Below are 25,904 nucleotides of genomic sequence, written 5' to 3' on the forward strand. Positions count from 1 at the left end.
CCGCGTTCAGATGCTCAGCCGCCCTTCAACCAAGTGGGCCTGGCGGTCGCAACGGTGCGCCAGGGCCTCGTCGTGGGTGACCATGATCAGGGAAGTGCCCTGCTCGCGCGCCACCTCACGCATCAGCGCGAACACGGTATCGGCGGTGCGGCGATCGAGGTTGCCCGTGGGCTCGTCGGCCAGCACGCAGGCCGGCTTGGTGACCAGGGCACGGGCCACGGCCACACGCTGGCGTTCGCCGCCGGACAGCTCGGACGGGCGGTGCTCGGCACGGGCGCCCAGGCCCACCTGGGTCATCACCGCCAGGGCCTCGCGGCGGGCTTCTTCCAGCGGCAGGCGGCGGATCAGCAGCGGCATGGCCACGTTGTCCACGGCCGAGAACTCGGGCAGCAGGTGGTGGAACTGGTAGACGAAACCCAGGTGCTGGTTGCGCCAGCGGCCCTGCTCGGCAGCGTTCATGCCGGTCCAGTCGCGCCCCATCAAGGTCGCCCGTCCCTGCGTGGGCAGGTCCAGACCGCCCAGCACGTGCAGCAAGGTGCTCTTGCCCGAGCCCGATTGCCCCACGATGGCCAGCGACTGCCCGCGGAACACGTCCAGGTCCACGCCCTGCAGCACGTTCACGTCCAGGGGGCCTTCTTCGTAGCGCTTGTGTACGCCCTGGGCCGACAGGATGATGTCGTTCATGGTGTCATTCATAGCGCAAAGCTTCGGCAGGCTGCACGCGGCTGGCGCGCCAGCTGGGGTAGATAGTGGCAGCCAGCGAGAGCACCAGCGACAGCACCGCGATGGGAACGATGTCGGCCGATTGCGGCTCGCTGGGCATCTTGCTGATCAGGTAGATGCTGCCGGGCAGGAAGTGCACGCCCAGCAGGCGTTCGATGAAAGGCACGATCACATCGATGTTGAAGGCCACCAGCAGCCCCAGGCCCAGGCCCGAGAGCGTGCCCATGATGCCGGACAGCGCACCCTGCACCATGAAGATCGCCATCACCGAACCAGGGCTGGCGCCCAAGGTGCGCAGGATGGCGATGTCGGCGCGCTTGTCGGTTACCGTCATCACCAGGGTGGAGACCAGGTTGAACGCGGCCACGGCCACGATCAGCGTCAGGATGATGAACATCATGCGCTTTTCCACCTGCACGGCGTCGAACCAGTTGCGGTTGGTGTGGGTCCAGTCGCGCACCACGATGTCCGGGCCCAGCGAATCGGCCAGCTCGTTGCCGACCACGCGCGCGGTCTGCGCGTCCTTGAGCTTGAGCTGCACGCCGGTGGGCCCGCCGGTGCGGAACAGCCGGGCCGCATCGTCCATGTGCACCATGACCAGGCCGCTGTCGTACTCATAGTGGCCGGCTTCGAAGGTGCCCACGATGGTCATCTGCTTGAGGCGCGGCACCACGCCGGCCGGCGTGACCTGGCCACTGGGCGCCACCAGCGTGACCGGATCGCCCACCTGCACGCCCATGCTGCGGGCCAGCTCGCCGCCCATGACCACGCCCCAACCGCCGGGCTGCAGCTTGTTCAGCACGGGTTGCAGGCTGCGCGCCAGCGGGGTGACCTGGGCCTCCTGGGCCGGATCGATGCCGCGCACCAGCACGCCGCGCATGTCCTCGCCCCGGGCGATCAGGGCCTGGGCCGGAACGAAGGGGGCGGCACCGACCACGGCGGGGTTCTTGCGGGCCTGGTCGGCCAGCACGTGCCAATCGGTCAGCGGCGCACCACGTGAATCGAACAATTCAACGTGGGCGACCACCGAGAGCATGCGGTCACGCACCTCTTTCTGGAAACCGTTCATCACCGACAGCACGATGATCAGCGCCGCCACGCCCAGGGCGATGCCGATCACGGACACGCCCGAGATGAAAGAGATGAATCCGTTGCGCCGGGCGCTGCGCCCGGCCCGCGTGTAGCGCCAGCCGATGCGCCATTCATAGGGAAGCTTCATGGTGTGCGCAGTGTACTCACTCGATAATGCCCCCTATGCCCCAGCCTTGCGTTCCGACAACCGATCTGATCCCGCCCCTGCCCTGCACCGCCGGGGCCGACCACCTGGTGATCCCCTGGGCCATCGGTCTTGCCGAGCCCCAAGGGGAGGCCCAGCACGGGCTGGACATGGCCGACGCCCTCCCGGACCTGCCGGCACTGCACGGTTTGCTGGAACGACTAACCGAGCAGCACTGGTTGCGAGGCGATGAATACCAACTGGCCGCGCCGCACGAGCGAGTTCTGGCCAGCACCGTGGGTTGGCCCGGAGGGGATGCCGTCGAGACCGGTACGGAGACTCCTCCCGCCCAAGCTCCTTGGGCCGCGCTGTGGGCTCACCAGGATGGTTTGTCGGCCAGCCCGGGAGAAGCCTGGGGCTTGATGACCCCCTCGCACTGGCTGATGGGACGCGATCACCTGACCTTGCTGCACCCCGAAGCACTGGCCCTGGGCGACATCGAATCACGCGCCTTGTTCGACGCCGTGCAGCCGCTGTTCGAAAGCGAGGGCTGGCAGATGACCTGGGGCGCCCCATTGCGCTGGTACGTCAGGCATGAATCGCTGGCCGGCCTGCCCAGCGCCTCGTTGGACCGGGTGATCGGCCGCAACCCTGACCTGTGGATGCCCAACCACCCGCAAGTGCGCTTGCTGCGCCGCCTGCAAAACGAGGTGCAGATGCTGCTGTACCGACATCCGGTGAATGACGAACGCGAGTCGCGGCGCGCGCTGAGCGTGAATTCTTTCTGGCTCAGCGGCACAGGTGCGGCGCCATCGCCAGGCACAGGCTGGCCCACATGGCCAGTGCGTGTGGCCGATGCGCCCCATCAGGCCTTGCTGCTCGGCGACTTTCCCGCCTGGCAGGCGGCCTGGCAGGCCCTGGATGAGGGGCCGATGCGTGAACTCAGCTCGGCTCTGGAAGTGGGACGCCCCGTGCGCCTGACCTTGTGTGGCGAGCGACACGCCGTCACATTGTCCGCGCCAGACCAACGCCCAGGCTTGTGGACCACCATCCGTCGCGCACTACCCTGGGGGAGAACACGCGCCTCCGCCGCCGCGCTGCTGCGCGAACTCTGATGCCCGATCGCTGCCCACCATGAAGTTCATCGCCCGAGAGATTCCTCCCCGCCCCGCCTGGACGCTGGAGCAGGCCGGCACGCACCCCCTGCTCTCCCGCCTGCTGGCCGCCCGCGGCATCCGCACCGTGGACGACCTGGACGACGCGCCCGGCAAGCTGCTGCCTCCCAGCGGGCTGCGGGGCATCGACACCGCCGCCACCCTGCTGGCCGATGCCATCGAGCAGGGCCGGCGCATCTGCATCGTGGCCGATTACGACTGCGACGGCGCCACCGCCTGTGCCACCGGCCTGCGCGGCCTGGCCCTGCTGGGCGCCGCACCGCATCAGCTGGGCTATGTGGTGCCTGACCGCGCCCTGCACGGCTACGGGCTGACCCCGCCCATCGTCGATCTGGTGCATGCCCGCCAGGCCGATGTGCTGGTGACCGTGGACAACGGCATGGCCAGCCACGAAGCCGTGGACAAGGCCCGCGCCCTGGGCATGCAGGTGCTGATCACCGACCACCACCTGCCCGTGGTGGACGCCCAGGGCCAGCCCAGCCTGCCCCGCGCCGATGCCATCGTGAACCCCAACCAGCCCGACTGCACCTTCGCCAGCAAGGCGCTGGTGGGCGTGGGCGTGATGTTCTATGTGCTGCTGGCCCTGCGGGCAGAGTTGCGCCGCCGCGGCCGCTTCGATGCGGCCAGCCAGCCCCGCATCGAAGCCCTGCTCGACCTGGTCGCCCTGGGCACCATCGCCGACGTGGGCCGACTGGACGACAACAACCGCCGCCTGGTGTCCCTGGGCCTCAGGCGCATCCGCGCCGGGCGCATGCAAGCCGGCCTGGCAGCGCTGTACCGCGCCGCCAACCGGGATCCATCGCGGGCCAGCGCACAGGATTTCGGCTTTGTGCTGGGCCCACGCATCAACGCCGCCGGCCGCCTGGCCGAGATGGGCGTGGGCATCGAGTGCCTGATGACCGATGACCGGGGGCGTGCCGATGCCCTGGCCACCCAGCTCGACAGCATCAACCGCGATCGCCGCGAGGTGGAGGCCGGCATGCGCGACCAGGCCGAGATCACCCTGGACCGACTGCTGCTGGAAGGCACCACCGGTGAGGTCCCCGCGGCCCTGTCACTCTTCGACGAAGGCTTCCACGAGGGGGTGGTCGGCATCGTGGCCTCGCGACTGAAAGACCGCCTGCACCGCCCCACCTTCATCTTCGCGCGCGGGCAGGACGGCCTGCTCAAGGGCTCGGGCCGCTCGATCCCCGGCTTTCACCTGCGCGATGCGCTCGACCTGGTCAGCAAGCGCCACCCGGGCCTGCTGCACCGCTTCGGCGGCCATGCCATGGCGGCTGGCTGCACCATCTCGCCCGACGACCACGAGCTGTTCAAGGCCGCCCTGCTGAGCGTGGCCGATGCCGGGCTGGACGCCGACCTGCTCTCACGCCGACTGCACACCGATGGCGCGCTGGACGCGCAGTGGTACACAGCCGAGGTGGCCACCCTGATCGACCAGGCGGTGTGGGGCCCCGGCTTCGAGGCGCCGGTGTTCTGCGACATGGTGGAGGTGGTCAACCAGCGCCTGGTGGGCGAGCGCCATCTCAAGCTCAGCCTGCGCGTGCAGGGCCAATTGCGTGACGGGATCTGGTTTGGGCGCAGCGAACCCCTGCCCGCGCGCACGCGCCTGGCGTTTCGCCTGTCACTGGACGAGTTCCAGGGACGGCAACGGGTTCAGATGGTGGTGGAAGGCGCGGAAACGGCCTGAGGCCGGACGCGTTCAGGCCTTGTAGGCAGCGCGCATGGCGGCACCGGCGCCCGAGGCGGGCGGCTGCAGCGTGCCGTAGGTGGCTGCGCCCTGGCCAGGCTCTTCCGGGAACAGCACATTCAAGGTGCGGGACATCGAGGCGCCGGCATGGTGCACTGTGGCCTGCAGGCCCGTCACCCGGGTCTGGGCCAGCATCAGCTTCTGCCGCATCGCGGGCGATAGCGGCTGCAAGCCCGTCTTTTTTGCCTGATGGAATGCCGCCAGGGCATCGGCCAGGCACTTGTGCAACGCCTGCGAGGCGCTGTCCAGTTGGACAGGGTTCTGCGAACGCAAGGCTTCATCCAACGCCTGCAAGCGGCCTTCGAGGGCCTCGGCGTGGCTCGACCACGGATCTTTCGGATCGTGGGAGGAAATGGCGATGCTGTCGCTCAAGTTGGACCTGCCTTCGGCCGAAGCCGTGGTGGAGAGCCGTTTACTGGCGGCTCAGGAGTTCTTTCGCGTTGGCAATCAGCTTGTCGGCGATCGCGTCCGGATTGACCTTGTAGGTGCCATCGTCGATGGCCTTCTTGATGCGGTCGACCTTGGCTGTATCGAACGAGCCTTCCGTGCCCGCCGTGCTCAGGCCATTGGCAGCACCGGACAGGGTCACCTTGGCGCTGGCCTCTGGCCCGCCTTCGAGTGAACCGGTCTTGCCGGTGTTGGTGGCATTGGTGGCGGTTTCCGCACGATTGGCGGTGCTGGCACCGTTGACCGCCTTGTCTGCGCCGTTGTTTCCGATCTTCATCATCTGCTCCTTGATCCCGGCATGCGCCAGGCCTTGACACCTGTCTTATCGTCCCAGGGGCGCGCGACTTTAATGCCAATGACCGAATCCCCCGTGGTTGAGGGGGGTGCCTGCTGGATTTTTCGTATCACAAAGTTACCTCCGCCCGGCGTTCCCCCACCGGGAGGCCGCACAGGACACGGCCACTGTCGATCCGTATCCTCGCACATCGGCCCTCGTCACCGTGGGACAGAGCGGTGCCTTCTGCCCCCACGGCAAATCCATTGCCCTTCACGGTCACCTTGACCGGCTCGCCCGCGGCGAACCAGCGGCGCAGCTTGATGTCGTCCTGACGCAGGCTCTCGCCCGGTTCCACATTGCGGATCAGCGTGCGGCCGGCCACCTCGGCCACGTCCGTCACAGCGGGCGACAGCGTTTCAGCCAGATCGACTTCCGCCATGCGGAAATCAGCTTCAGTGACCGTGGCGCCAGCCCGCAGCGGCCCCGTGGCCACCAGCGCGGGTGCCCACACCTTGATGGTGACAGGCCAGTAGACATTCCAGCGAACCGGGCCCTGCTCGCAACGCAGGCCTACGCGCGAGCGGCCCCACAAGCGGGTGCCCTCGGGCAGGAATGCCCTCACCTTTTCACAAGGTGCAAGTTTGAGGCGGGGATCGAGCCGGCCCAGGATGACTTCCAGGCGCGGTTTGAAAGGCAGCGAGGCTTGTGCGCCTGTCGCGCCATTTGCGCCGGAGGCTGTGGCAGCTGGCGCGGCGGCTTCCTCTTCCGTCTTCGACTTGAGCAGTGCCTCCAGCTCATGCTGGAAGCCGGCCATCTCGGGCGAGGCGGCGGCTTGCGTGGGCGCGGGGGCGTTGCCCCAGTTCATGGACTGGGCGCGCGCCGGTTCCACCAGCGCCACGAGCATCGCGCACAGCAGGGCCGGCAGCAGCCAGGCCACCGACAGGGCGGAAAGAGAGACGGGACGCAGGGACGCTTTCATGGTGAGTGCGACTCTACGCCCCGCCCCGCCGGCCTGCTGCGCGAATTGGCCGGTCTTGTGCCTTCTATTTCGGCTCATGTTTGGGGGCCTGCGGATTCACCATTCCGACGTGATTTTCCGAAGGTTGTTTTTCAAGGTGATGCCATGCTGAACCGACTCACTGACAGCATTGATTTCCAGGCCCAGGCGCTGACCCTGCGCTCGGAGCGCCAGCGTCTGATCGCCAGCAACATTGCCAATGCCGACACGCCGGGCTACACCGCGAAGGACTTCAAGTTCGCGGATGCGCTCAGCCAGGCCACAGGCCAGCGCTCGGCCGGCGCCAGTCCGTTGGCCATGCCCACCCTGCAGATGGCGACCGGCGCGGCCAACCACATGAACCGTGGCGGCTCACCAGCCGGTGCCGGCGCCAAGCCCGAACTGGGCTACGGCACCGCCTCGATGAGCAGCCTGGACAACAACAGTGTCGACATGGACCGCGAACGCGCGAACTTCGCCGACAACACCGTGCGCTACGAAGCCACGCTGCGCTTCATCAATGGATCGATGAAGACCTTGACCACGGCCATCAACGGCCAGTGAAGGAGTTGAGCCATGTCCATGTTCCAGATCTTCAACGTTGCCGGATCGGCCGTCAGCGCCCAGGCCCAGCGCCTGAACGTGGTGTCGTCCAACCTGGCCAACGCCGACACGGTGGCCGGCCCCGACCGCAGCGCCTACAAGGCACGCCACGTGGTCTTCACCACCGAGCCCATGGGTGATGTGGGCGCCGCCGGCGTCACCGTGAGCAACGTGGTCGAGGACAACACACCCGGCCGCATGGTGCATGACCCGGGCCATCCCCAGGCCGACGCGCAAGGCTACGTGACCTTCAGCAACGTCAACCCGATCGAGGAAATGGTCAACATGATCTCGGCCTCCCGCTCGTACCAGAACAACATCGAAGTGATGAACACCGCCAAGAGCCTGCTGATGAAGACGCTGCAGTTGGGCCAGGGCTGATCCTGCACACCAACAACTCTGAACTGGACATCAAGCCATGGTCACCACCACGAACACCACCAACGGCATTCCCAACAACCTGCTCAACAACAACACGGCCAAGAGCGACAAGACGACGGAAGCCTCCGACCGCTTCCTCAAGCTGCTGGTCACGCAGATGCAGAACCAGGATCCGCTCAACCCGATGGACAACGCCCAGGTGACCAGCCAGATGGCGCAGATCAACACGGTGACGGGTATCGACAAGCTCAACAACACCGTGGCGGGGCTGAACACCTCGATGGCGTCTGCGCAGCTGATGCAAGGCGTCGGCATGGTGGGCCGCACCGTGCTGCTCGAGGGCAACAAGCTGGCGGTGGACGACAAGCGCGTGGCCACCGGCGGCCTCGAGCTGACATCCGATGCGTCGAACGTGAAGGTCGAGATCCTGTCGTCCACCGGCGCCACGCTGGACACGTTGAACCTGGGCGCCGCCAAGGCCGGCCAGCACGGCTTCAACTGGACGGTGCCCGAAAGCATCGCCACCAGCGGCCTTCAGTTCAAGGTGACGGCCACCAGCGGCAGCACCGCCATCACCTCCAAACCCATCATGACCGACCTGGTGGACGCCGTCAGCATGAAGGACGGCGCCCTGAACGTGCAACTGCGTCTGAGCGGCGACACCGCCTACAACAAGATCCAGGCTCTGTCCTGATCTGATCACCCTCCCCTTTCCTAGGAGCAAACTACCATGGGCTTTCAGCAAGGACTCTCCGGCCTGAACGTGTCGTCACGCAACCTTGAGGTGATCGGCAACAACGTCGCCAACGCAGGCACCTTCGGCGCCAAGTTCTCACGCGCCGAATTCTCGGACATGTTCGCCAACGCGCTCAATGGCGCCGGCAGCAACAACATCGGCATCGGCGCCAACCTCGGCGCCGTGGCCCAGCAGTTCACGCAGGGCAACATCACCACCACCGAGAACCCGATGGACCTGGCCATCAACGGCAACGGCTTCTTCCAGCTCAGCGATGGCGAGAACCCCACCGTCTACTCGCGCAACGGCCAGTTCAAGCTCAACCGCGAAGGCTTCATCGTCAACAACGCGGGCCACAAGCTGCTGGGCTACCAGGCCGACAACCAAGGGACGATCGTTCCTTCGCAGGCCACCGAGCTGACCCTGCCCACCTCGGGCATCGAGCCCAACCAGACCGACCGGATCAACCTGGAGATGACCTTCGATTCGCGTGCCGCCGTGGCCTCGGGCACCGCCATCGATTTCAACGATCCGAACACCTACAGTTTCGCGACCTCCCAGACCGCATACGACGTCAAGGGGCAGTCCGTCGGCCTGACGTACTACATGCGCAAGACAAGTGCCGACAACTGGGACGTGTATGTCGCCGCCAACGGCAACTCCATCCAGAGCGACGGCGCCGGCGACCCGGTGCGAGTGGCCAGCATCACCTTTGCAGCCTCGGGCGGCAACCCCACCACCACCAACGCAGGGGCGGTGCAAGGCGATGCAGGCACCATCACCACCTACGACAGCGCCAACAACCCGCTCACCACGGTGACCGACGGCAAGTTCACGCTGCCCGACATCCCCCAGGTGGCCATGTCTTCCGGCGCACTGACTGAAGGCATCTCCGGCATCGGCTTCGACCTGTCGAAGTCAGCCGAGTATGGCTCGAGCTTCGCCGTGACCGGCCTGACGCAGACCGGCTATGCCCCCGGCCAACTGACCAGCATCACGATCGAATCCAACGGCATCGTGATGGCCCGCTACTCCAATGGCCAGTCCAAGCCGGCCGGCCAGGTCGAGCTGGCCACCTTCCGCAACCCGCAGGGCCTGCAGCCCAAGGGCGGCAACGAGTGGTCTGCCACCTATGCCTCGGGCGATCCGGTCACCGGCATTCCCGGCGACGGCAACATGGGCCTGCTGCAATCGGGCGCGCTGGAAGAATCCAACGTGGACCTGACCGGCGAGCTGGTCAACATGATCGTCGCCCAGCGCATGTACCAGGCCAACGCCCAGACCATCAAGGCCGAGGACCAGGTCCTGCAGACCCTGGTGAACCTGCGTTGATCCTGATCGACGACCACGCCTGACCGGAGCCCGCGATGGACCGCATGATTTACCTCAGCATGGCCGGCGCCAAGATGGACATGCAACGCCAGGAGGTGCTGGCGCACAACCTGGCCAACGTGTCGACCACGGGTTTCCGTGCCGAGCTGCAGGCCGTGCGTGCCGTGCCGGTGCGTGGCGATGGCTCGACCACCCGCGTGTACTCGCTGGAAACTACCGTGGGCTACGATGACACGCAAGGCCCGCTGAACCACACGGGCAAGCCGCTGGATGTGGCCGTGCGCGACAAATCTTGGCTGACCGTGCAGGCGCTGGATGGCACAGAGGCCTACACGCGCGGCGGCTCCATGGTCGTCAACAACGAAGGCACGCTGGTCACGCACACCGGCTACACCGTGCTGGGCGATGGTGGCCCCATCTCCATCCCGCCCAACACGACGCCGTCGATCTCCAGCGATGGCACCGTCAGCGTCAAGGAAGCCAACGGCAACGTGACGCCGGTCGGCAAGCTCAAGCTGGTGACGCCGGAAAACAAGCTGGACCGTGGAGCCGACGGGCTGTTCCGCGCTGCAGATGGCGGCCTGCCCGCCGACCCCAATGCCCGTGTACACGAGGGCACGCTCGAAGGATCGAACGTGAACCCGATCGAAACCATGATCTCGATGATCTCGGCCGCCCGCCAGTACGAAGCGCAGATGCGCTCGCTGCAGACCGCCGAGAAAGACGAGCAGCAGGCCGCGCAGTTGTTGTCCAACGCGTCCGCCTGAACCTGATTTGATGATTGAAGGAGAACGGCCATGATGCGATCACTGTGGATTTCGAAGTCGGGCATGGATGCCCAGCAGATCCAGCTCGACCATGTGTCCCACAACCTGGCCAACAGCTCGACCTACGGGTACAAGGCCTCGCACGCGATCTTCGAGGATCTGATGTATCAGAACCTGCGCCAGGTCGGCTCCAACAGCTCCGAGCAGACGCAGTTGCCGACGGGCCTGCAGGTGGGCCTGGGCGTCAAGCCCGTGGCCACCGCGCGCCAGTTCACGCAGGGCACGCTGCAGCAGACCGGCAACACGCTGGACGTGGCCATCAACGGCGACGGCTTCTTCCAGATCCAGATGCCCGACGGCACCACGGCCTACACGCGTGATGGCTCGTTCAAGCTGTCCTCGCAAGGCCAGATCGTCACCAACGAGGGCTACACCGTGCAGCCCGGCATCACCATTCCGCAGAACGCGGTGACCGTGAGCATCGGCGGCGACGGCACCGTGACGGCCATGCTGCCCGGCCAGACCACCCCGGCCAACCTGGGCCAGATGCAGGTGGCGCACTTCATCAACCCCGCCGGCCTGGACCCGCGCGGTGGTAACTTGTTCACGGAATCCGAGGCCTCGGGCACGCCCACGGTCACCAACCCCGGCCTGGACGCCACCGGCACGCTGTCGCAAGGCTTCGTGGAAGCGTCCAACGTCAACGTGGTCGAAGAGCTGATCATGATGATCCAGACCCAACGGGCCTACGAGCTGAACTCCAAGGCCATCCAAACCTCCGACCAGATGCTGCAACGCCTGGGACAACTGTGATGAAAAGACTTCTGTCACCCACCGCCCGGGTTGTGGGCGGCGCGGCCTTGGCCGCCCTGATGACTGGCTGCATGGCCACCGCCCCCAAGGTCGAGGTGATCGAACCCACGCAGGTCCGTCCTGTGGCGGTCGTGCCGCCGGCCACCAACAGCGGCTCGCTGTTCGCCAATGTGGCCTACCGCCCGCTGTACGAAACCCCGCGCGCGCGCCAGGTCGGCGACATCGTCACGATCAACATCGTGGAAAGAATCACGGCCAAGCAGGAATCGACCAGCTCCATCGACAAGACGGGCACCATCAGCGGCAGCGTCTCGGCCTTCCCCTTCCTGAAGGCGCCCACCCTGGCCAAGCTCAATGCCAACGGCACCTCGAACAACTCGTTCGACGGCAAGGGCAGCACCGAGAGCAACAACACCTTCACCGGCAACATCACGGCCAGCGTGATCGAGGTGCTGCCCAACGGCCACCTGATCGTGGCCGGCGAGAAGCAGATCGGCGTGAACCACAACGTCGATGTGCTGCGGTTTTCCGGTCAGATCGACCCCATCACCATCCTGCCCGGCAACGTCGTGAGCTCGGCAACCGTGGCAAATGTACGGGTTGAGCAGCGAGGGCGCGGCGCCCAGGCGGAATCGCAGGGAATAGGGTGGCTGGCGCGGTTCTTCTTGAGCCTTTCGCCGATCTAAAGTCTAGAACAATGGGACCGAACCCCCTCCACGATCGGTCCCGCCATGAAGCTCGAACGCCCTCTCCAGATCCTCGTCTCCTCGGCGTTCGTGGTGGCCGCCGCCTTCGCCACCGCCCTGCCGATGTCGGCCCAGGCCATGCGCCTGAAGGACATCGCCTCCGTGCAGGGCGTGCGTCCCAACCAGTTGATGGGCTATGGCCTGGTGGTGGGCCTGGACGGCACGGGTGACCAGACCACCCAGACACCGTTCACCACCCAAAGCTTGAACGCGATGCTCCAGCAGATGGGCATCACGGTGCCGCCCGGCGCGGCCATGCAGCTCAAGAACGTGGCGGCCGTGCTGGTGACGGCCACACTGCCCGCCTTCTCGCAGCCCGGCCAGGCCATCGACGTGAACGTGTCCTCGCTGGGCAATGCCAAGTCGCTGCGCGGCGGCACGCTGATCGCCACGCCGCTCAAGGGCGCCGATGGCCAGATCTACGCGCTGGCCCAGGGCAACATGATCGTCGGCGGCGCGGGCGCCTCATCGGGCAGCTCCAAGGTACAGGTCAACCACCTGAGCGCCGGCCGCATCCCGGCGGGCGCCACGGTCGAGCGCGCCGTGCCCACGCCCTGGCTGCAGACCACCGTGGCCCAGCTCGACCTGCAGACCGAAGACTTCAACACCGCGCGCAACGTCGCCAACGCCATCAACAAGGCCAAGGGTGCCGGCACCGCCGAAGCCATCAGCGGCCGCACCGTGGCCGTGCGCCTGCCCCAGGCGCCGGGCGAGCGCGTGGCCTTCATGGGCGACATCGAGAACCTGGCCATCGACCAGGCCACCCCGATCGCCAAGGTGATCGTGAACGCGCGCACCGGCTCGATCGTGATGAACCAGGCCGTGGCCCTGGGACCCTGCGCCGTGGCGCACGGCAACCTGTCGGTCACCATCAGCACCACACCCTCGGTCAGCCAGCCTTCGCCGCTGTCGCAAGGCCAGACCGTGGTCACCGAAAAGGCCGACATCCGCATCAACCAGGAGCCCGGCGCGCTGATCCAGCTGCCCGCAGGCACCAAGCTCACCGACGTGGTCAAGGCGCTCAACACGCTGGGGGCCAACCCGCAGGACCTGCTGGCCATCCTGCAAGCCATGAAGGCGGCCGGCGCGCTCCAGGCGGAGCTGGAGGTCATCTGACATGAGCAGCCTCACATCCACGGCATCGAACCAGAATGCCTCGCTCTCGATGGACCTGCGGTCCCTGGACAGCCTGCGCGCCAGCGCGGCCAAGGGTGGCAAGGACCAGGCCGGCATCAAGGAAGCGGCCAAGCAGCTCGAATCGCTCTTCATGGGCGAGCTGCTCAAGTCCATGCGCGCCACCACCATGAGCACCGGCATGCTGGACAACCAAGCCACCGAGATGGGCAACAACATGCTGGATCAGCAGTTGTCGGCCAAGATGAGCGGCCTGCCCGGCGGCCTGGGCGACATGATCCTCAAGCAGCTCGAACGCCAGGTGGGCAAAGTGGCCTCGGGCGACAAGGCGGCCGACGGCACCGGGCTGAACCTGCCCTCCGGCCGGCTGGGCGGGCTGACCGGCGCCCTGGACATCAAGGGCCTGGCCGCGCCTGCCCGCACCAGCATGCCGGGCACCGAGGTCGACGACAAGAAGCTGTCGCCGTCAGAGCGCTTCGTGCGCAAGCACACCGAGGCCGCCGAAGCCGCCGAGAAGGCCACGGGCATCCCGTCCGAGCACATCCTGGGCCAGGCCGCGCTTGAATCGGGCTGGGGCCGCAAGGAGCCCAAGATGGCCGATGGCACCAGCAGCCACAACCTGTTCGGCATCAAGGCCACTTCCAGCTGGACGGGCAAGGTCGCCGAGGTGACCACCACCGAGTACATCGGCGGCGTCGCCCGCAAAGTCACGGCCAAATTCCGTGCCTACGACTCGTACGAAGACTCTTTCAAGGACCATGCCCGCCTGCTGAGCCAGAGCCCGCGCTATGCTCAGACCGTGGCCCAGGCCGACACTGCCAAGGGCTTTGCGCAAGGCCTGCAGAAGGCCGGCTACGCCACCGACCCGGCCTACGCGGACAAGCTCACCAAGGTCATCAACACCACGCTGCGCCTGCAGCGCTCTTTCACCTGACGCGCGAGAGGGGGTAGACCATGGGATCAGGACTCTTCGCTCTCGGCACCCGGGCCATGTTCGCGAACACGGCCGTGCTGGACACGATCAGCAACAACATCAGCAACGCCAACACCGAAGGCTATTCACGCCAGCAGGTGGAACTGGCCACGGAAGACGGTCGCTTCACCGGCGCCGGCTTCTTCGGCCGCGGCGTGCGCATCGCCACGGTCAGCCGCAGCTCCGATCCCTACCTCGCCCGCGAGGCCAACAACACCGCGTCCGTGGCCTCGTCCGACCAGGCACGGCTGGACAAGCTCACCCAGCTGGAGAAGGTGTTCCCGCTGGGCGAATCGGGCATCGGCTATTCGGCCGGCCAGATGCTCAACGCTTTTGTGGACGTGGCCAACCAGCCGCAGGACCTGTCTGCGCGACAAGTGGTACTGGCACGTGCCGAAGACTTCGCTGCGCGCATCCGCTCGGCCGACACGCAGTTGTCGTCGCTGCAGGAGGGCGTGACCAATGACCTGCGCAACACCGTCGCGCAGGTCAACTCCATCGCGCAGAACATCGCCAACATCAACCAGAAGATCGCTTCGGTCAAGGGCGTGGGGCATTCGCCCAACGACCTGCTCGACCAGCGCGACCTGCTGGTCAAGCAGCTCAACCAGCTGATCCAGGTGTCCACCGTGGAAGCGGACGATGGCACCATGAGCATCTTCATCGGCGGGGGCCAGCGCCTGGTGCTGAGCAACTCCGCCGAGCAGCTTGCCATCGGCACAGACGAGTTCGACTCGTCCAAGGCCACGCTGCTGATCTCGGACGTGGGCATCAAACGCCCCGTGAACCAGGGCCTGGTGGTGGGTGGCACGGTGGCCGGCCTGCTCAAGGTGCAGAACGAAGACATCCCCCAGGCGCGCGCCCTGCTGGGCCAGATGTCCGCCGCGCTGGCCTGGCGCGTGAACCAGCAGCAATCGCTGGGCCTGGACCTGGGCACGCCGCCCGGCGCTGGCGGCAACATCTTCACCACGGGCACGCCGCAGGTGCTGCCCTCCGTCAAGAACACCTCTTCGCTGTCGCCTCCTCCGGTGACCATGACCATCCTGGATGGGCGAGAACTGCAGGCCAGCGACTACAGCCTGGTGCCCGATTCGGCCGTGGCCGGCCAGTACACGCTGTCCCGCAAGAGCGATGGCCTGGTCACCAGCGTGACCGATGGCAGCGAGGTCGATGGTTTCCGTATCAACATCACCGGCGCGGTCAACGCGGGCGACAAGTTCGAGCTGCGCCCGGCCAGTGCCTCGGCCGGCCAGATGAGACGCGTGCTGGACAACCCGACCGGCATCGCCGCAGCATCGCCCTTCACGGCCACCACCAATGCGGCCAACAAGGGCACGGCCACGGTGGGCTCGCTGTCGATGGTGTCGCAGCCTGACGCCACCCTGCCGCCCCTCAATGGCACCGAGCTGAACATCGTCTTCACCTCGGCCAGTGGTGACTACGAACTCCAGTCCCCCCTCGGCACGCCGGTTGCCAGTGGCACCTGGCAGGCGGGCAGCCCCATCAGCTACAACGGCTTCGAGCTGAAGCTCAATGGCGTGCCCTCCAACGGCGATGTCATCAAGGTCGACAACACCACCTACCCTGCCGGCAACAATGGCAATGCCCTGTCGCTGCTGGCCCTGCGCGACGAAGACATCGTCGGACGCCGCGACAACGGTGGCGGCAGCACGGCCCCGGGCGCCACGATCACCAATGCCTATTCGCAGATGATCGGTGCCATCGGCGTGCAGGTGCAAGGCGCCAAGACCTCGGCCGAGATCTCGGCCACCCTGGCTTCCAATGCCGAAGAAATCCTGACCAACAAGACGGGCGTCAACCTCGACGAGGAAGCCGCCCGCCTGATCCAGTTCCAGCAGAGCTACCAGGCCGCGGCCAAGATCCTGCAGATCGCGCAGACGATCTTCGACACCCTGCTTGAAACCGCCCGCTGAGGAGTCTCACGATGCGCATCAGTACTGCCTACAGTTTCGATTCGGCCATCTCCAACCTGCAAAAGCGTCAGACCGACCTGACCGAATCGCAGATGCAGCTGACCACGGGCAAGCGGGTCAACAACGCCAGCGACGACCCCGTGGCCGCCGCACGCGCCGAGCGTGCCCTGGCCACCATGTCGCGCAGCGATGCCAACCAGCGCGGCCTGGAGGCCAGCCGCAATGCCATGACCCTGGGCGCGGGCGTGCTGCGCGATTCGGTCGAACTGCTGCAGCAGGCGCGTGAATCGCTGGTCGCGGCGGGCAATGGCAGCTACTCCGATGCCGAACGCCAGAGCCTGGCCGTGCGCCTGAAGGAAATCCGCAACCAGCTGCTGTCGGTGGCCAACCGCTCCGACGGCAGCGGCGGTTTCGTGTTCGGCGGGCAGGGCTCGTCCAGCCCCCCCTTCATCGACGCGCCCGGCGGCGTGCAGTTCGTGGGCCAGGGCGGGCAGGCGCAGGGCTCGTCCAGCGAGAACGTGAACCTCACCGTCGACGGCGACCTGGTCTGGCTCAAGGCCAAGACCGGCAATGGCGTGTTCACCACCAGCGCGGCCACTACGAACACCGGCTCGTCCTGGATCAGCCCAGGCACCGTGAGCACGCCCAGCCAGGTGCCCTACCCGGCAGCGGCGGGCGTGACCCCGCCCACCTACACCATCCAGTTCGACGTGACCGGCGGCGTGACCACCTACTCCGTGCTGGAGGACGGCAACGCGCTCAGCAGCGGCGTACCCTTCTCCAGCACCTCGGGCATCGTCATTCCCGGACGCGGCATGACGGTCAACGTCTCCGGCACACCGGCGACAGGCGACACCTTCACCATCGGCCAGTCCAGCAACTCGCTGAGCGTGTTCGACACGCTCGACAAGGTGATCGCCGAGCTCAACACCACCAGCCTGAACAACGGCCAGATCCAGCAATCGGTCAACGGCGGCCTGAGCAACCTCGACAGCGTGCTGGGCAACATGATGTCGGCCGAGTCCGCCGCTGGCGAAACCCTCAACCGCCTGGATGGCATCGAGGGCCGGATCGCCACGCTCAAGCAGACGGCACAGAGCGACCGCTCCAGTGCGGAAGATCTCGACATGGTGGAGGCGATTTCCGCCTTCCAGAGCAAACAAACCGGCTACGATGCGGCCTTGAAAAGCTATTCGATGGTGCAGAAGCTCTCACTGTTCCAGTACGTCAATGGCTGACCACGCGCCTCCACGAAAGCCACGTCATTTATGAGCGAACACCCGATACTCGGACAGATCGCACTGGCCTACAGCCCGGTGATCGACCGCAACCGCGCCGTCATCGCCACGCGGCTGACGGTGTTCCCGCTCCAGCAAGGCAGCCAGCTCGATGCCGGCGCCCTGCTGCAGGCCATCGCCGAGGTCTGGCCGACCGGCGGGGCCAGCCAGGTGTGGCTCAACGTGCTCAGCGAGAACCTGCTCGAGGGTCTGCTGCAGGCCCAGCCGGCCACCCACGTGTTCATCGAGATCCCGGCCTTCATGGCCAGTGACCCCGCGCACCTGGAAGCGATCAACACCCTGCACGCCAACGGCAACACCCTGCTGCTCAAGGGCCGGCCGGTGCAGGAGCTGCCACGCGAGGTGCTACCCAGCTTCAAGTACGCCATCGTCGACCTGGCCGATGACCGCCGCCTGGACGAGACCGCCGCCAATGCCTCCGGCGTGACCCGCACCGTCAGCCATGTGCAGAACGGCGTCACCAACGTGGCCGAGATGGAAGCCGCCTTCCGACGTGGCGCCACGGCGGTACTGGGCTGGCCCATCGACGATGCGATCCAGACCGGCGCACGCAAGGCCGATCAGCCTTCGCTGCAGGCCATCGTGCAGTTGATCGATCAGGTGCACAAAGAGGCCGACATCGAGGACCTGGAAAACACGCTCAAGCGTGATCCGGCCCTGGCCTACAAGCTGCTGCGCTACATCAACTCGCCGGCCTTCGGGCTGTCGGTCGAAATCTCGTCCTTCCGCCACGCCATCATGGTGCTGGGCTACCAGCGGCTCAAGCGCTGGCTGGCCCTGCTGCTGGCCACCGCCAGCAAGGACCCGAACATGCGCCCGGTGATGTTCGCGGCCGTGCGCCGGGGCCTGCTGATGGAGGAGATCTCTCGCGGCAGCGCCGACGAAATGCGCAGCGAGCTGTTCATCTGCGGCGTGTTCTCGCTGCTCGACCGCATGTTCAACCAGCCGTTCTCGGAGCTGCTCAAGACCATCCCGGTGCCCGAGCGCGTGTTCCAGGCCCTGGTCGATGGCACAGGTCCCTACGAGCCCTATTTCCGCATGATCAAGGCCATCGAGGGCGCCACCCTCGACGAACTCCGCGAGGCCAGCGAGGGTCTGATGATGGCTCAGCAGGACATCAACAGCGCCTTGCTCAAGGCCATCGCAGCGGCTTCGCAGTTGGACTGAATCTAGGGGGCACGCAGGCGCAGCACCTTGCCGTCGCTGTCGTCCGTCAGCAGGTAGATCCAGCCATCGGGCCCCTGCACCACGGTGCGGTAGCGCTCTCCCCGGTCGCCCAGCAGCGTCTCACGCCCGCTCACTGTGTCGCCCGACAGGCTAAGGCGCCAAAGCACCTGTCCCGCCAGCCCGCCCATGAACACACTGCCCTGCCACGGCGCGAAACCCGCACCCGTGTAGAACATCAGCCCTGAAGGGGCTGTCGACGGTTTGGGCCACCAGCTCACCGGCTGCTCCATGCCGGCCTTGGTCGTTCCCTCGCCAATTGGATCGCAAACGCCGTAGGTGCACCCATAAGTGATCACGGGCCAGCCGTAGTTGCGCCCGGCCCGGTCGATGTTCAATTCGTCGCCGCCCTGAGGGCCGTGTTCATTCGTCCAGAGCACGCCGGTGGTCGGGTGAATCGCCGCGCCCTGCACATTACGGTGCCCCCAGCTCCAGATCTCGGTGGCCGCGCCGCTGGTGCCCACCAGCGGGTTGTCCGCCGGCACCGAGCCATCGGTCTGGACACGGGCCACCTTCCCGAGCAAGTTGGTGGTGTCCTGCGCATCGTCGGAGCGGCTGCCGCGCTCACCCATGGTGATGAACAGCGTGCCGTCGTTGGCAAACACCAGCCGCCCGCCGAAGTGCAGGCTGCTGGCCACCTTGGGACGCTGCTGGAAGATCACCTGGCCGCCCGTGAGCGCGGCGCCGCTGGGGCTGAGCTGCGCGCGGTACACCGAGGTGCCGTTCGTGCCGCTTTCACTGCCCGTGCCCGCTTCGGCATAGCTCAGGTACACCCGCCGGTTCGTCGCAAAGTTGGGATCCAGCGCCACATCGAGCAGGCCACCCTGCCCACCCACGGCGATGTTGGCGGGCAGGCCCGTGACCGCGGCACTGATGGCGCCATCACCTGTGACGATGCGCAGCCGCCCGGCGCGTTCGGTGACCAGCATGCGCCCATCGGGCAGAAAGGCCAGCCCCCATGGGTTCTCCAGGCCACTGGCCACGGTGTCCACCGTGTACTTGACGGTCGAGGGCGCCGCGGTCAATGGTGCGCCGCCGCCTGAACCGCCACAGGCCGCGAGTGCCCAGCCAAGGCACGCCGTCATCAGCAACAGAGCGGTCCGCACAGGCCAGGGGCCATGTCTTTCAGCACGCAAAGCATTGAGTTCCAGGTTCTGCACGACACCCTCACATCGGTGAATGCCCGGCACCATCCCTGAGGTGCCGCGGGCTGTCCTGCGTTCTAACACGGGCACATTCAGCCACTTGTCCGGCGGGGCCATTGGCCTCCAGGGCAAGGCGCTACCATCGGGCATGACCGACCGCCCCGCGCCCGAAGACGCTTCTTCGGATCTCACGCCCTACGCCCAGCTCACGCCGGACGCCGTCATCGATGCACTGGTGGCCGCGGGCCTGGACCCGGACGGTCGCCTGCTGCCCCTGAACTCGTATGAGAACCGCGTGTTCCAGGTGGGCCTGAGCGATGGGGGCATGGCGGTGGCCAAGTTCTACCGGCCTGCGCGCTGGAGCGACGAGCAGATCCTGGAAGAGCACCGCTTCGCGCTGGACCTGGCCGAGGCTGACGTGCCCGCAGTGGCCCCGCTGGCGCTGCAGCACCCCGCCCATGGCCACGGTGCCGAGCTGCTGGGCATGCCCCCTACCCTGGCAGTCTGGCAGGCCGCGGGCCCCCAGGGCAGTGCCCGCCACCGTTACAGCGTGAGCCCGCGCCGCGGTGGCCGCGCCCCCGAACTGGACGACCCCGAGGTGCTGCAATGGCTGGGACGCCTCATGGCCCGGCTGCACGTCGTGGGGCGCCAGACGCTTTTTGACCACCGCCCCACCCTGAGCGTGGAGCAACTGGGGCGCAGTGCCTGGCGGTGGCTGCGCGATCACGGCGATCTGCCAGACCCGCAGCGCGCCGTGTGGCTGGCCGCTGCGGAGCAGGCGCTGGACACCGCACAGGCCGTCTTCGACCGTGTGCCCGATCTGAGGCTGGGCCGCGTGCACGGCGACTGCCACCTGGGCAATGTGCTGTGGACGCCCGACGAAGGCCCGCACTTCGTCGACCTGGACGACGCCTGCAACGGCCCGGCCGTGCAGGATCTGTGGATGCTGCTGGGCGGCCACCGGCGCGAGCGCCAGCCCGCCTTGTATGCCCTGATGGATGGCTACGAGAGCATCACCGAGTTCGACTGGCGCGAGTGGACCTTGATCGAGGCGCTGCGCACCTTGCGCCTCATCCACCACAGCGCGTGGCTCGCACGCCGCTGGGATGATCCCGCCTTCCCGTCCGCTTTCCCATGGTTCGGCCAGGCCATGTACTGGCAGCAGCAGGCCGACCAGCTTCGCCACCAAATCCAGCTGATGGAAGAAGACCTGGAGCACCCCGGGTACGGATAGGCCCTTGAGCGTGCATATGCCGCACCTGGGCACCCCCGCATTCGCGGGGGATGCATCCAGCGCTCTTACAGTTTCGGCAACGGCACACAGGAGCATGAAACGATGAGCGGCAGCGCATCCATGGGCATGAAGCGCAAGGACAAGGGCAGCGACTGGACGCTGGCCATCGGCATTGCGCTGGGGGCCTTGCTGGTGGCGTTCTGCACCTGGGTCTACACCGAATGGTCGTCGATGGAAAAGCCGCGCAACGGCGCTGTCTGGCTCGATGTGCCCAAGGTCATCTCCCAACTGGCCGATGGCCGCATGGTGTCGGTCAAGGTGAACCTGCAGCTGCGCAACCGCGATAACCCAGCGACCCTCGAAGGCCATGAGCCCGCGCTCAAGGCCATGATCGAGCAGGTCGGCACCACGATGACGCGCACCGACATCAAAGGCGCCGATGGCATCCAGCGCTACGGCCGCGCGATCCAGCAGTCCATCAATGGCTACCTGAACGATCAGGAGATCGACGAACGCGTCAAGATGGTCGCATTCGATGAACTGGTGTTGATGCCTTGAGGCCCTGATCGGCCGATCGCCTCTTCAGCCCAGTGCGGCCAGATCCTGCGGCGTGTCCACGTCCAGCAGCACACCTGCGTCGCTCACGTCCACCTTCTCTGCCTGACGCCAATCCACGGCATGGCGGGCGCCTTCGTCGCCTGACAGCGCCATGAGCGCCGGCCAGATGCCCCGGGGCAGCACGCGCGGGTGGCCAGGGCCCCCCAGGTAGACGGGCATCACGGCATGGCCCGTCGCGTGGAACCGCGACAGCAGTGCCACCAGCGTGTCGGCCTGCACCCCAGGCATGTCGGCCAGCGCCAGCAGCACCGCGTCAGGAGAGGGGTCCAGCGCCTGCGCGGCCAGCAACCCGGCCGCCAGCGAGCGCCCCATGCCTTGTGCCGCCTGCGGACAAGGCACGCGCAGGGCCTGATGACGCCGGCAGGCCTGATCAGCGAAGTCATCCTCCAGGGGCGTGACCACCAGCACGGTCTGCAGCACGGCGCGCTGGGTGCGGAGCACCGTGTCGAGCAGCGTGTCGCCGCCAGGCAGAAGGGCCTGGCGCTTGTCGGCACCGAAGCGTCGCGAACTGCCCGCCGCCAGCACCAGGCCGACGACACGGCCGGAGCTGCTGGCTGCTTGCCCGCTCATGCGCCCGGCACGGCCAGGGAGCAGCCCCGGCCCTCAGGCGCCGCCTGTGCTTGCCTCCCTGGCACCGCGGCCTGTAGGGCCAGCCCGGGCGATGGGTCCACACCCTGGTCCAGCAGGCGGCGCAGCTGCACCAGTTCGGCCGCGATGGACACGGCGATCTCGGCGGGCGAGCGTGAACCGATGGGCAGGCCCACAGGCCCCTTGAACGCGGCCACCTGCTGCTCGCTGAGATCGAACAGGCGCAGGCGCTCCCGACGTCGGCTGCTGGTGATGCTCGAGCCCAGCGCCCCCACGTAGAAGGCCGGGGTGCGCAAGGCCTCCATCAGGGCCAGGTCATCGAGCTTGGGATCATGCGCCGTGGCAATCACGGCCGTGCGCACATCGCAGCCGAAGCCCAGCACGGCGTCATCGGGCATGTCGTGCAGCAAGGGCACCTCGGCGCCTTCGGTGTCGCGCCAGGCGCCGGTGTATTCCTCCCGCGGATCGCACACCGTCACCGCATAGCCGAGCGAGCGCGCGATGGGCAGCAGGTAGCGGCTGACCTCGGTGGCGCCGATGAGCAACAGGCGCCAGCGCGGCCCGAGCACCGTGGCCAGGCCCTCGGCGTCGTCATGGAAATCGGCCCGGCCGTCGTGCGGCGCCAGCCAGGAGCGACCACTGGCGTACTGCACATGGCGCACCAGGGTCTGGCGTGCGGCAATGGCCGCCTCGGCCTGGGCCAGCACCTCGGGGCACCAGTGCGCTTCCACGGCCACGCGCAGGGCATTGCCACAGGGCAGGCGGTAGCGCTCACGCTCGGCCGCGTCACGGCCATAGGTGCGCAACTGCACGCCAGGGCCCTGCATCCAGAGGCGGCCATCGGTCACCTCCTGCAGCAGATCGTCTTCCACACACCCGCCGGAGACGGAGCCGACGATCAGGCCCCGCTCACTGAAGGCCGCCATGGCGCCGGGCGGGCGCGGGCTGGCGCCGTAGGTGCCCAGCACCGTGGCCAGCACGCAGCGCACGCCTTCACGCCGCCACTGCAGGGCCTGGGCAAGAACCTCGTGGTCGTTGCTGCGCATGTGTCGTGGCGCTCAGGCGGCCGCCTGCAGCCGGATCGGCAGCGAGCGCACGCGCTGACCGGTCAGCGCGAACAGGGCGTTGCACACGGCGGGGGCGATGGGCGGCGTGGCCGGCTCGCCCACGCCGCCGGGCGCGTGCGTGTTGCGCATGATGTGGGTCTCGATCACGGGCATCTGGGCCATCTTCAGCACCTCCTGGTCGTGAAAGCTGCTCTGTTCGACACGGCCTTCGGCCACCGTGATCTCGCCGAACAGCGCAGCGCTCAATCCAAACACGATACCGCTTTGCATCTGGGCCTCCACGGTGTCGGGATTGACAACCACACCGCAATCGATGGCACAGACCACCCGGTGCACGCGCACCGCGCCCTCATGCCATGACACCTCGGCCACCTGGGCGCAGATCGAGCCGAAGGATTCGTGCAGGGCGATGCCACGAGCCCGGCCGGGGGGCAAGGGCGTGCCCCACCCGGCCTTGGCAGCGGCCACCTCCAGCACGGCCTTGTGGCGAGGACGTGCGCCCAGCAGGCCGCGGCGGTAGGCACAAGGATCCTGCCGGGCAGCGTGGGCCAGCTCGTCGATGAAGCTCTCGGTGAAGAAGGCGTTGTAGGAGTGGCCGACGCTGCGCCAGGAGCCCACCGGCACGTGCGCCTGCGTGCGCACCTGGCGCACCTCGATGTGCTCGAAGTCATAAGGGATGTCGAAGGCGCCTTCGATCTGGTTCTTGTCCGGCGCATCGGACGCGGCCCAGGGCAGCAGGCGTTCCATGGCACCGCGGCTGACGGATTGCGCAGCCACGCGGTTGTGCCAGGCCGTGACACGGCCCTGGGCATCGAGCGCGGCGCGGAACACGGACAGTGCGGCGGGCCGGTACATGTCGTGCTGCGTGTCCTCCTCCCGCGACCACAGCAGCTTGACCGGGCGGCCATCGAGCTGCTGCGCCACGGCCACAGCCTGCTCGACCATGTCCACCTCCAGCCGCCGACCGAACCCTCCGCCCAGCAATGGAAGGTGCAGCGCGACCTGGTCCATGTCGACGCCCGCCACCTGCGAGGCACGCCATTTGGCCAGCGAGGGCACCTGGGTGGGGGCCCACACCTCCACCTGGCCTGCCTTGACGCGGGCGGTGCAGTTGATGGGCTCCATGGCCGCATGGGCCAGGTAGGGCGCCCAGTAGCGTGCCTCGATCACCTTGGCGGCCTTCTCGAGGGCGCCTTGCGCATCACCACGCTGGGTGAAGGCCATGCCGGAGTGCTCATCCAGCGCCTGCTGCAAGCCGGTCGCGATGTCCTTGCTCGACAGCCGGTCGTGCGGGGTGGCGGTGTACTGGATCTTGACGGTGGCCAGGGCCTGCCTGGCACGCCACCAGCGGTCGGCCACGACCACCACCGCGCCCGGGATGCGCAGCACCTTGTGGACTCCGCGCATCGCCAAGGCCTCGGCCGCATCGAACGACGCGATGTCGGCCCCGAACACGGGGGCTTGCGCCACGGCGGCATGCAGCAGGTCAGGCAATTTCACGTCAATGCCGAACACCGCCGAGCCATCCACCTTGGAAGGAATGTCCTTGCGTGGCACAGCGCGACCGATCAACTGGTATCTGGCGGGATCCTTGAAAGGCACTTCGGAGGGCGGGCTCAGCGCGGCAGCCTCCCGTGCCAGTTCACCAAAGCCCAACCGCGACCCGTTGCCAGGGTGGAGGACCTGCCCGGCCTCGACACGGCAGGCGCCCGGCTCGACAGCCCAGCGCTTGGCGGCGGCCTGCACCAGCATGGCCCGGGCGGTGGCACCGGCCAGGCGCAAAGGCTCCCAGGCATCGCGCACGCTGCTCGAGCCGCCTGTGACCTGCAGGTGCAGCGCATAGCCCACACGCTGGATGGACGACCGCGCCAAGCGTGCCACTAGGCCGTCGTCGTCAGTGCCGAAGGGCAGCACATTGAGCAGCAAGGCCTGGTTGGCGTAGATGCCGGCCACCGGGGCGTGCTCCACGTGCACATCATCCCAGCGGGCATCGAGCTCTTCGGCCAGCAGCATGGGCAAGGAAGTCAGCACGCCCTGCCCCATCTCGGCGCGGGGCACGGCCACCGTGATGCGGCCATCCGGTGCGATGCGCACCCAGCCATTGAGCGCCACCGGATCCTGCGGCCCCTGCGGCAGCGCTGCCTTGCCCAGGCGGTCGCGCGCGGTGGGCGCCCCACAGCCCACCACCAGGCCCCCGGCCGCCGCAGCCACGCCGGCGATCAGCAGATGTCGGCGCTTGAGGTTCATGCGGCCTCCCGGGGCCGGCGTGCACCGGCGGCGGCATGGATGGCTGCCCGCACGCGCTGGTAGGTGCCACAGCGGCAGATGTTGGTCATGGCCCCGTCGATGTCGGCATCGGTGGGGTTCGGGATCTGCCTGAGCAGGGCCGACGCCGCCATCAGCATGCCGGATTGGCAGTAGCCGCACTGCGGCACCTGGTGCGTGATCCAGGCATTGCGCAGGCGCGCCAGCACCGGATCGTCATCGCGCTCGATCGTGTGCACGGCATGCCCATCGACCGCGACCATGGGCATCACGCAGGAACGCACGGCCTGCCCGTCGAGGTGCACGGTGCAGGCCCCGCACGCGGCCACGCCGCAGCCGAACTTGGTGCCCATGAGACCCAGCTCGTCACGCAGCACCCACAGCAGGGGCATGTCGTCCTCGACATCGGCGCTCACGGGGCGGCCATTGAGTTGGAATCGCTTCATAATGTACAGCGTACA

26 protein-coding genes are annotated in these 25,904 nt (G+C 67.2%); 16 read left to right on the forward strand and 10 right to left on the reverse strand.

Going from position 1 to position 25,904, the window contains the following annotated elements; genetic code table 11:
• Positions 1–6 precede the first annotated feature (6 nt).
• Together EIP75_RS03515 and EIP75_RS03520 are read right to left on the reverse strand one after the other, a co-directional pair.
• The gene (locus EIP75_RS03515; RefSeq protein ID WP_233584654.1) at positions 7–684 is read right to left on the reverse strand and encodes an ABC transporter ATP-binding protein; all 678 of its coding nucleotides are present in this window, start codon (positions 682–684) and stop codon (positions 7–9) included.
• Positions 685–688: 4 nt separating this feature from the next.
• Positions 689–1,942, reverse strand: a complete 1,254-nt coding sequence (locus tag EIP75_RS03520) for a lipoprotein-releasing ABC transporter permease subunit (RefSeq protein WP_125241846.1) — start codon at positions 1,940–1,942, stop codon at positions 689–691.
• Between the two features lie 35 nt (positions 1,943–1,977).
• Here EIP75_RS03520 and EIP75_RS03525 point away from each other — a divergent pair, with 35 nt between their 5' ends.
• Together EIP75_RS03525 and recJ are read left to right on the forward strand one after the other, a co-directional pair.
• A complete protein-coding gene (locus EIP75_RS03525) occupies positions 1,978–3,054 on the forward strand; it encodes a hypothetical protein (RefSeq protein WP_125241847.1) in 1,077 nt (358 codons plus the stop codon).
• Positions 3,055–3,073: 19 nt separating this feature from the next.
• A complete protein-coding gene (recJ, locus tag EIP75_RS03530; protein WP_125241848.1) occupies positions 3,074–4,804 on the forward strand; it encodes a single-stranded-DNA-specific exonuclease RecJ in 1,731 nt (576 codons plus the stop codon).
• Between the two features lie 12 nt (positions 4,805–4,816).
• On the opposite strand, the gene EIP75_RS03535 is transcribed toward recJ, so the two are convergent.
• The 3 genes from EIP75_RS03535 to flgA form a co-directional block, all read right to left on the reverse strand.
• Positions 4,817–5,236: a hypothetical protein gene (locus tag EIP75_RS03535; protein ID WP_125241849.1), complete on the reverse strand. Its 420-nt coding sequence runs from the start codon at positions 5,234–5,236 to the stop codon at positions 4,817–4,819.
• Positions 5,237–5,276: 40 nt separating this feature from the next.
• Entirely contained in the window at positions 5,277–5,591 is a 315-nt protein-coding gene (gene flgM, locus EIP75_RS03540; protein WP_233584655.1) for a flagellar biosynthesis anti-sigma factor FlgM, read from the reverse strand.
• A 124-nt stretch (positions 5,592–5,715) separates the two neighbouring features.
• Positions 5,716–6,567 carry a flagellar basal body P-ring formation chaperone FlgA gene (gene flgA / locus EIP75_RS03545; protein ID WP_158622730.1) on the reverse strand — a complete coding sequence of 284 codons (852 nt, stop codon included), beginning with the start codon at positions 6,565–6,567 and terminating at the stop codon, positions 5,716–5,718.
• A 144-nt stretch (positions 6,568–6,711) separates the two neighbouring features.
• On the opposite strand from flgA, the gene flgB reads away from it, so the two are divergent.
• From flgB to EIP75_RS03605, 12 genes are all read left to right on the forward strand, one after another.
• Positions 6,712–7,149, forward strand: a complete 438-nt coding sequence (flgB, locus tag EIP75_RS03550; RefSeq protein ID WP_125241851.1) for a flagellar basal body rod protein FlgB — start codon at positions 6,712–6,714, stop codon at positions 7,147–7,149.
• Between the two features lie 12 nt (positions 7,150–7,161).
• Positions 7,162–7,569 (forward strand): flagellar basal body rod protein FlgC, encoded by a 408-nt coding sequence (gene flgC, locus EIP75_RS03555; RefSeq protein ID WP_125241852.1) that lies wholly within the window; start codon positions 7,162–7,164, stop codon positions 7,567–7,569.
• A gap of 37 nt (positions 7,570–7,606) precedes the next feature.
• Positions 7,607–8,263 carry a flagellar hook assembly protein FlgD gene (locus EIP75_RS03560; RefSeq protein ID WP_125241853.1) on the forward strand — a complete coding sequence of 219 codons (657 nt, stop codon included), beginning with the start codon at positions 7,607–7,609 and terminating at the stop codon, positions 8,261–8,263.
• 36 nt (positions 8,264–8,299) lie between these two features.
• A complete protein-coding gene (gene flgE / locus EIP75_RS03565) occupies positions 8,300–9,637 on the forward strand; it encodes a flagellar hook protein FlgE (protein ID WP_125241854.1) in 1,338 nt (445 codons plus the stop codon).
• Positions 9,638–9,672: 35 nt separating this feature from the next.
• Positions 9,673–10,404 carry a flagellar basal-body rod protein FlgF gene (flgF, locus tag EIP75_RS03570; protein ID WP_125241855.1) on the forward strand — a complete coding sequence of 244 codons (732 nt, stop codon included), beginning with the start codon at positions 9,673–9,675 and terminating at the stop codon, positions 10,402–10,404.
• A 30-nt stretch (positions 10,405–10,434) separates the two neighbouring features.
• Complete coding sequence (flgG, locus tag EIP75_RS03575; RefSeq protein WP_125241856.1) at positions 10,435–11,217, forward strand: flagellar basal-body rod protein FlgG; 783 nt, start codon at positions 10,435–10,437, stop codon at positions 11,215–11,217.
• Positions 11,217–11,903: a flagellar basal body L-ring protein FlgH gene (locus EIP75_RS03580; RefSeq protein ID WP_199758478.1), complete on the forward strand. Its 687-nt coding sequence runs from the start codon at positions 11,217–11,219 to the stop codon at positions 11,901–11,903. The genes flgG and EIP75_RS03580 overlap by 1 nt, the downstream gene beginning before the upstream one ends.
• A gap of 123 nt (positions 11,904–12,026) precedes the next feature.
• Positions 12,027–13,079, forward strand: a complete 1,053-nt coding sequence (locus EIP75_RS03585; protein WP_233584666.1) for a flagellar basal body P-ring protein FlgI — start codon at positions 12,027–12,029, stop codon at positions 13,077–13,079.
• Between the two features lies 1 nt (position 13,080).
• Positions 13,081–14,031, forward strand: coding sequence for a flagellar assembly peptidoglycan hydrolase FlgJ (gene flgJ, locus EIP75_RS03590; protein WP_125241858.1), 951 nt, complete (start codon positions 13,081–13,083; stop codon positions 14,029–14,031).
• A gap of 20 nt (positions 14,032–14,051) precedes the next feature.
• Positions 14,052–16,004, forward strand: a complete 1,953-nt coding sequence (flgK, locus tag EIP75_RS03595) for a flagellar hook-associated protein FlgK (protein WP_125241859.1) — start codon at positions 14,052–14,054, stop codon at positions 16,002–16,004.
• 11 nt (positions 16,005–16,015) lie between these two features.
• Positions 16,016–17,242, forward strand: coding sequence for a flagellar hook-associated protein FlgL (gene flgL / locus EIP75_RS03600; protein WP_125241860.1), 1,227 nt, complete (start codon positions 16,016–16,018; stop codon positions 17,240–17,242).
• A 30-nt stretch (positions 17,243–17,272) separates the two neighbouring features.
• Positions 17,273–18,469: an EAL and HDOD domain-containing protein gene (locus EIP75_RS03605; protein ID WP_125241861.1), complete on the forward strand. Its 1,197-nt coding sequence runs from the start codon at positions 17,273–17,275 to the stop codon at positions 18,467–18,469.
• Positions 18,470–18,471: 2 nt separating this feature from the next.
• On the opposite strand, the gene EIP75_RS03610 is transcribed toward EIP75_RS03605, so the two are convergent.
• Complete coding sequence (locus EIP75_RS03610) at positions 18,472–19,611, reverse strand: PQQ-dependent sugar dehydrogenase (protein WP_125241862.1); 1,140 nt, start codon at positions 19,609–19,611, stop codon at positions 18,472–18,474.
• A 208-nt stretch (positions 19,612–19,819) separates the two neighbouring features.
• Here EIP75_RS03610 and EIP75_RS03615 point away from each other — a divergent pair, with 208 nt between their 5' ends.
• Together EIP75_RS03615 and EIP75_RS03620 are read left to right on the forward strand one after the other, a co-directional pair.
• Complete coding sequence (locus EIP75_RS03615) at positions 19,820–20,905, forward strand: serine/threonine protein kinase (RefSeq protein WP_125241863.1); 1,086 nt, start codon at positions 19,820–19,822, stop codon at positions 20,903–20,905.
• Positions 20,906–21,007: 102 nt separating this feature from the next.
• Positions 21,008–21,463 (forward strand): flagellar basal body-associated FliL family protein, encoded by a 456-nt coding sequence (locus tag EIP75_RS03620; protein WP_125241864.1) that lies wholly within the window; start codon positions 21,008–21,010, stop codon positions 21,461–21,463.
• A gap of 24 nt (positions 21,464–21,487) precedes the next feature.
• Here EIP75_RS03620 and EIP75_RS03625 read toward each other — a convergent pair whose 3' ends face one another.
• From EIP75_RS03625 to EIP75_RS03640, 4 genes are read right to left on the reverse strand one after another with little or no spacing between them, the layout of a single operon-like run.
• Positions 21,488–22,093 (reverse strand): nucleotidyltransferase family protein, encoded by a 606-nt coding sequence (locus EIP75_RS03625; protein WP_125241865.1) that lies wholly within the window; start codon positions 22,091–22,093, stop codon positions 21,488–21,490.
• Complete coding sequence (locus EIP75_RS03630; protein WP_125241866.1) at positions 22,090–23,157, reverse strand: XdhC family protein; 1,068 nt, start codon at positions 23,155–23,157, stop codon at positions 22,090–22,092. Before EIP75_RS03630 ends, EIP75_RS03625 begins: the two co-directional genes overlap by 4 nt.
• Positions 23,158–23,169: 12 nt before the next feature.
• A complete protein-coding gene (locus EIP75_RS03635; RefSeq protein ID WP_125241867.1) occupies positions 23,170–25,425 on the reverse strand; it encodes a xanthine dehydrogenase family protein molybdopterin-binding subunit in 2,256 nt (751 codons plus the stop codon).
• Positions 25,422–25,889: a (2Fe-2S)-binding protein gene (locus EIP75_RS03640; RefSeq protein ID WP_125241868.1), complete on the reverse strand. Its 468-nt coding sequence runs from the start codon at positions 25,887–25,889 to the stop codon at positions 25,422–25,424. The genes EIP75_RS03635 and EIP75_RS03640 overlap by 4 nt, the downstream gene beginning before the upstream one ends.
• Positions 25,890–25,904: the final 15 nt, after the last annotated feature.

The organism is Aquabacterium soli, assembly GCF_003933735.1.
In the GTDB taxonomy this organism is placed as follows: Bacteria; Pseudomonadota; Gammaproteobacteria; order Burkholderiales; family Burkholderiaceae_C; genus Aquabacterium; species Aquabacterium soli.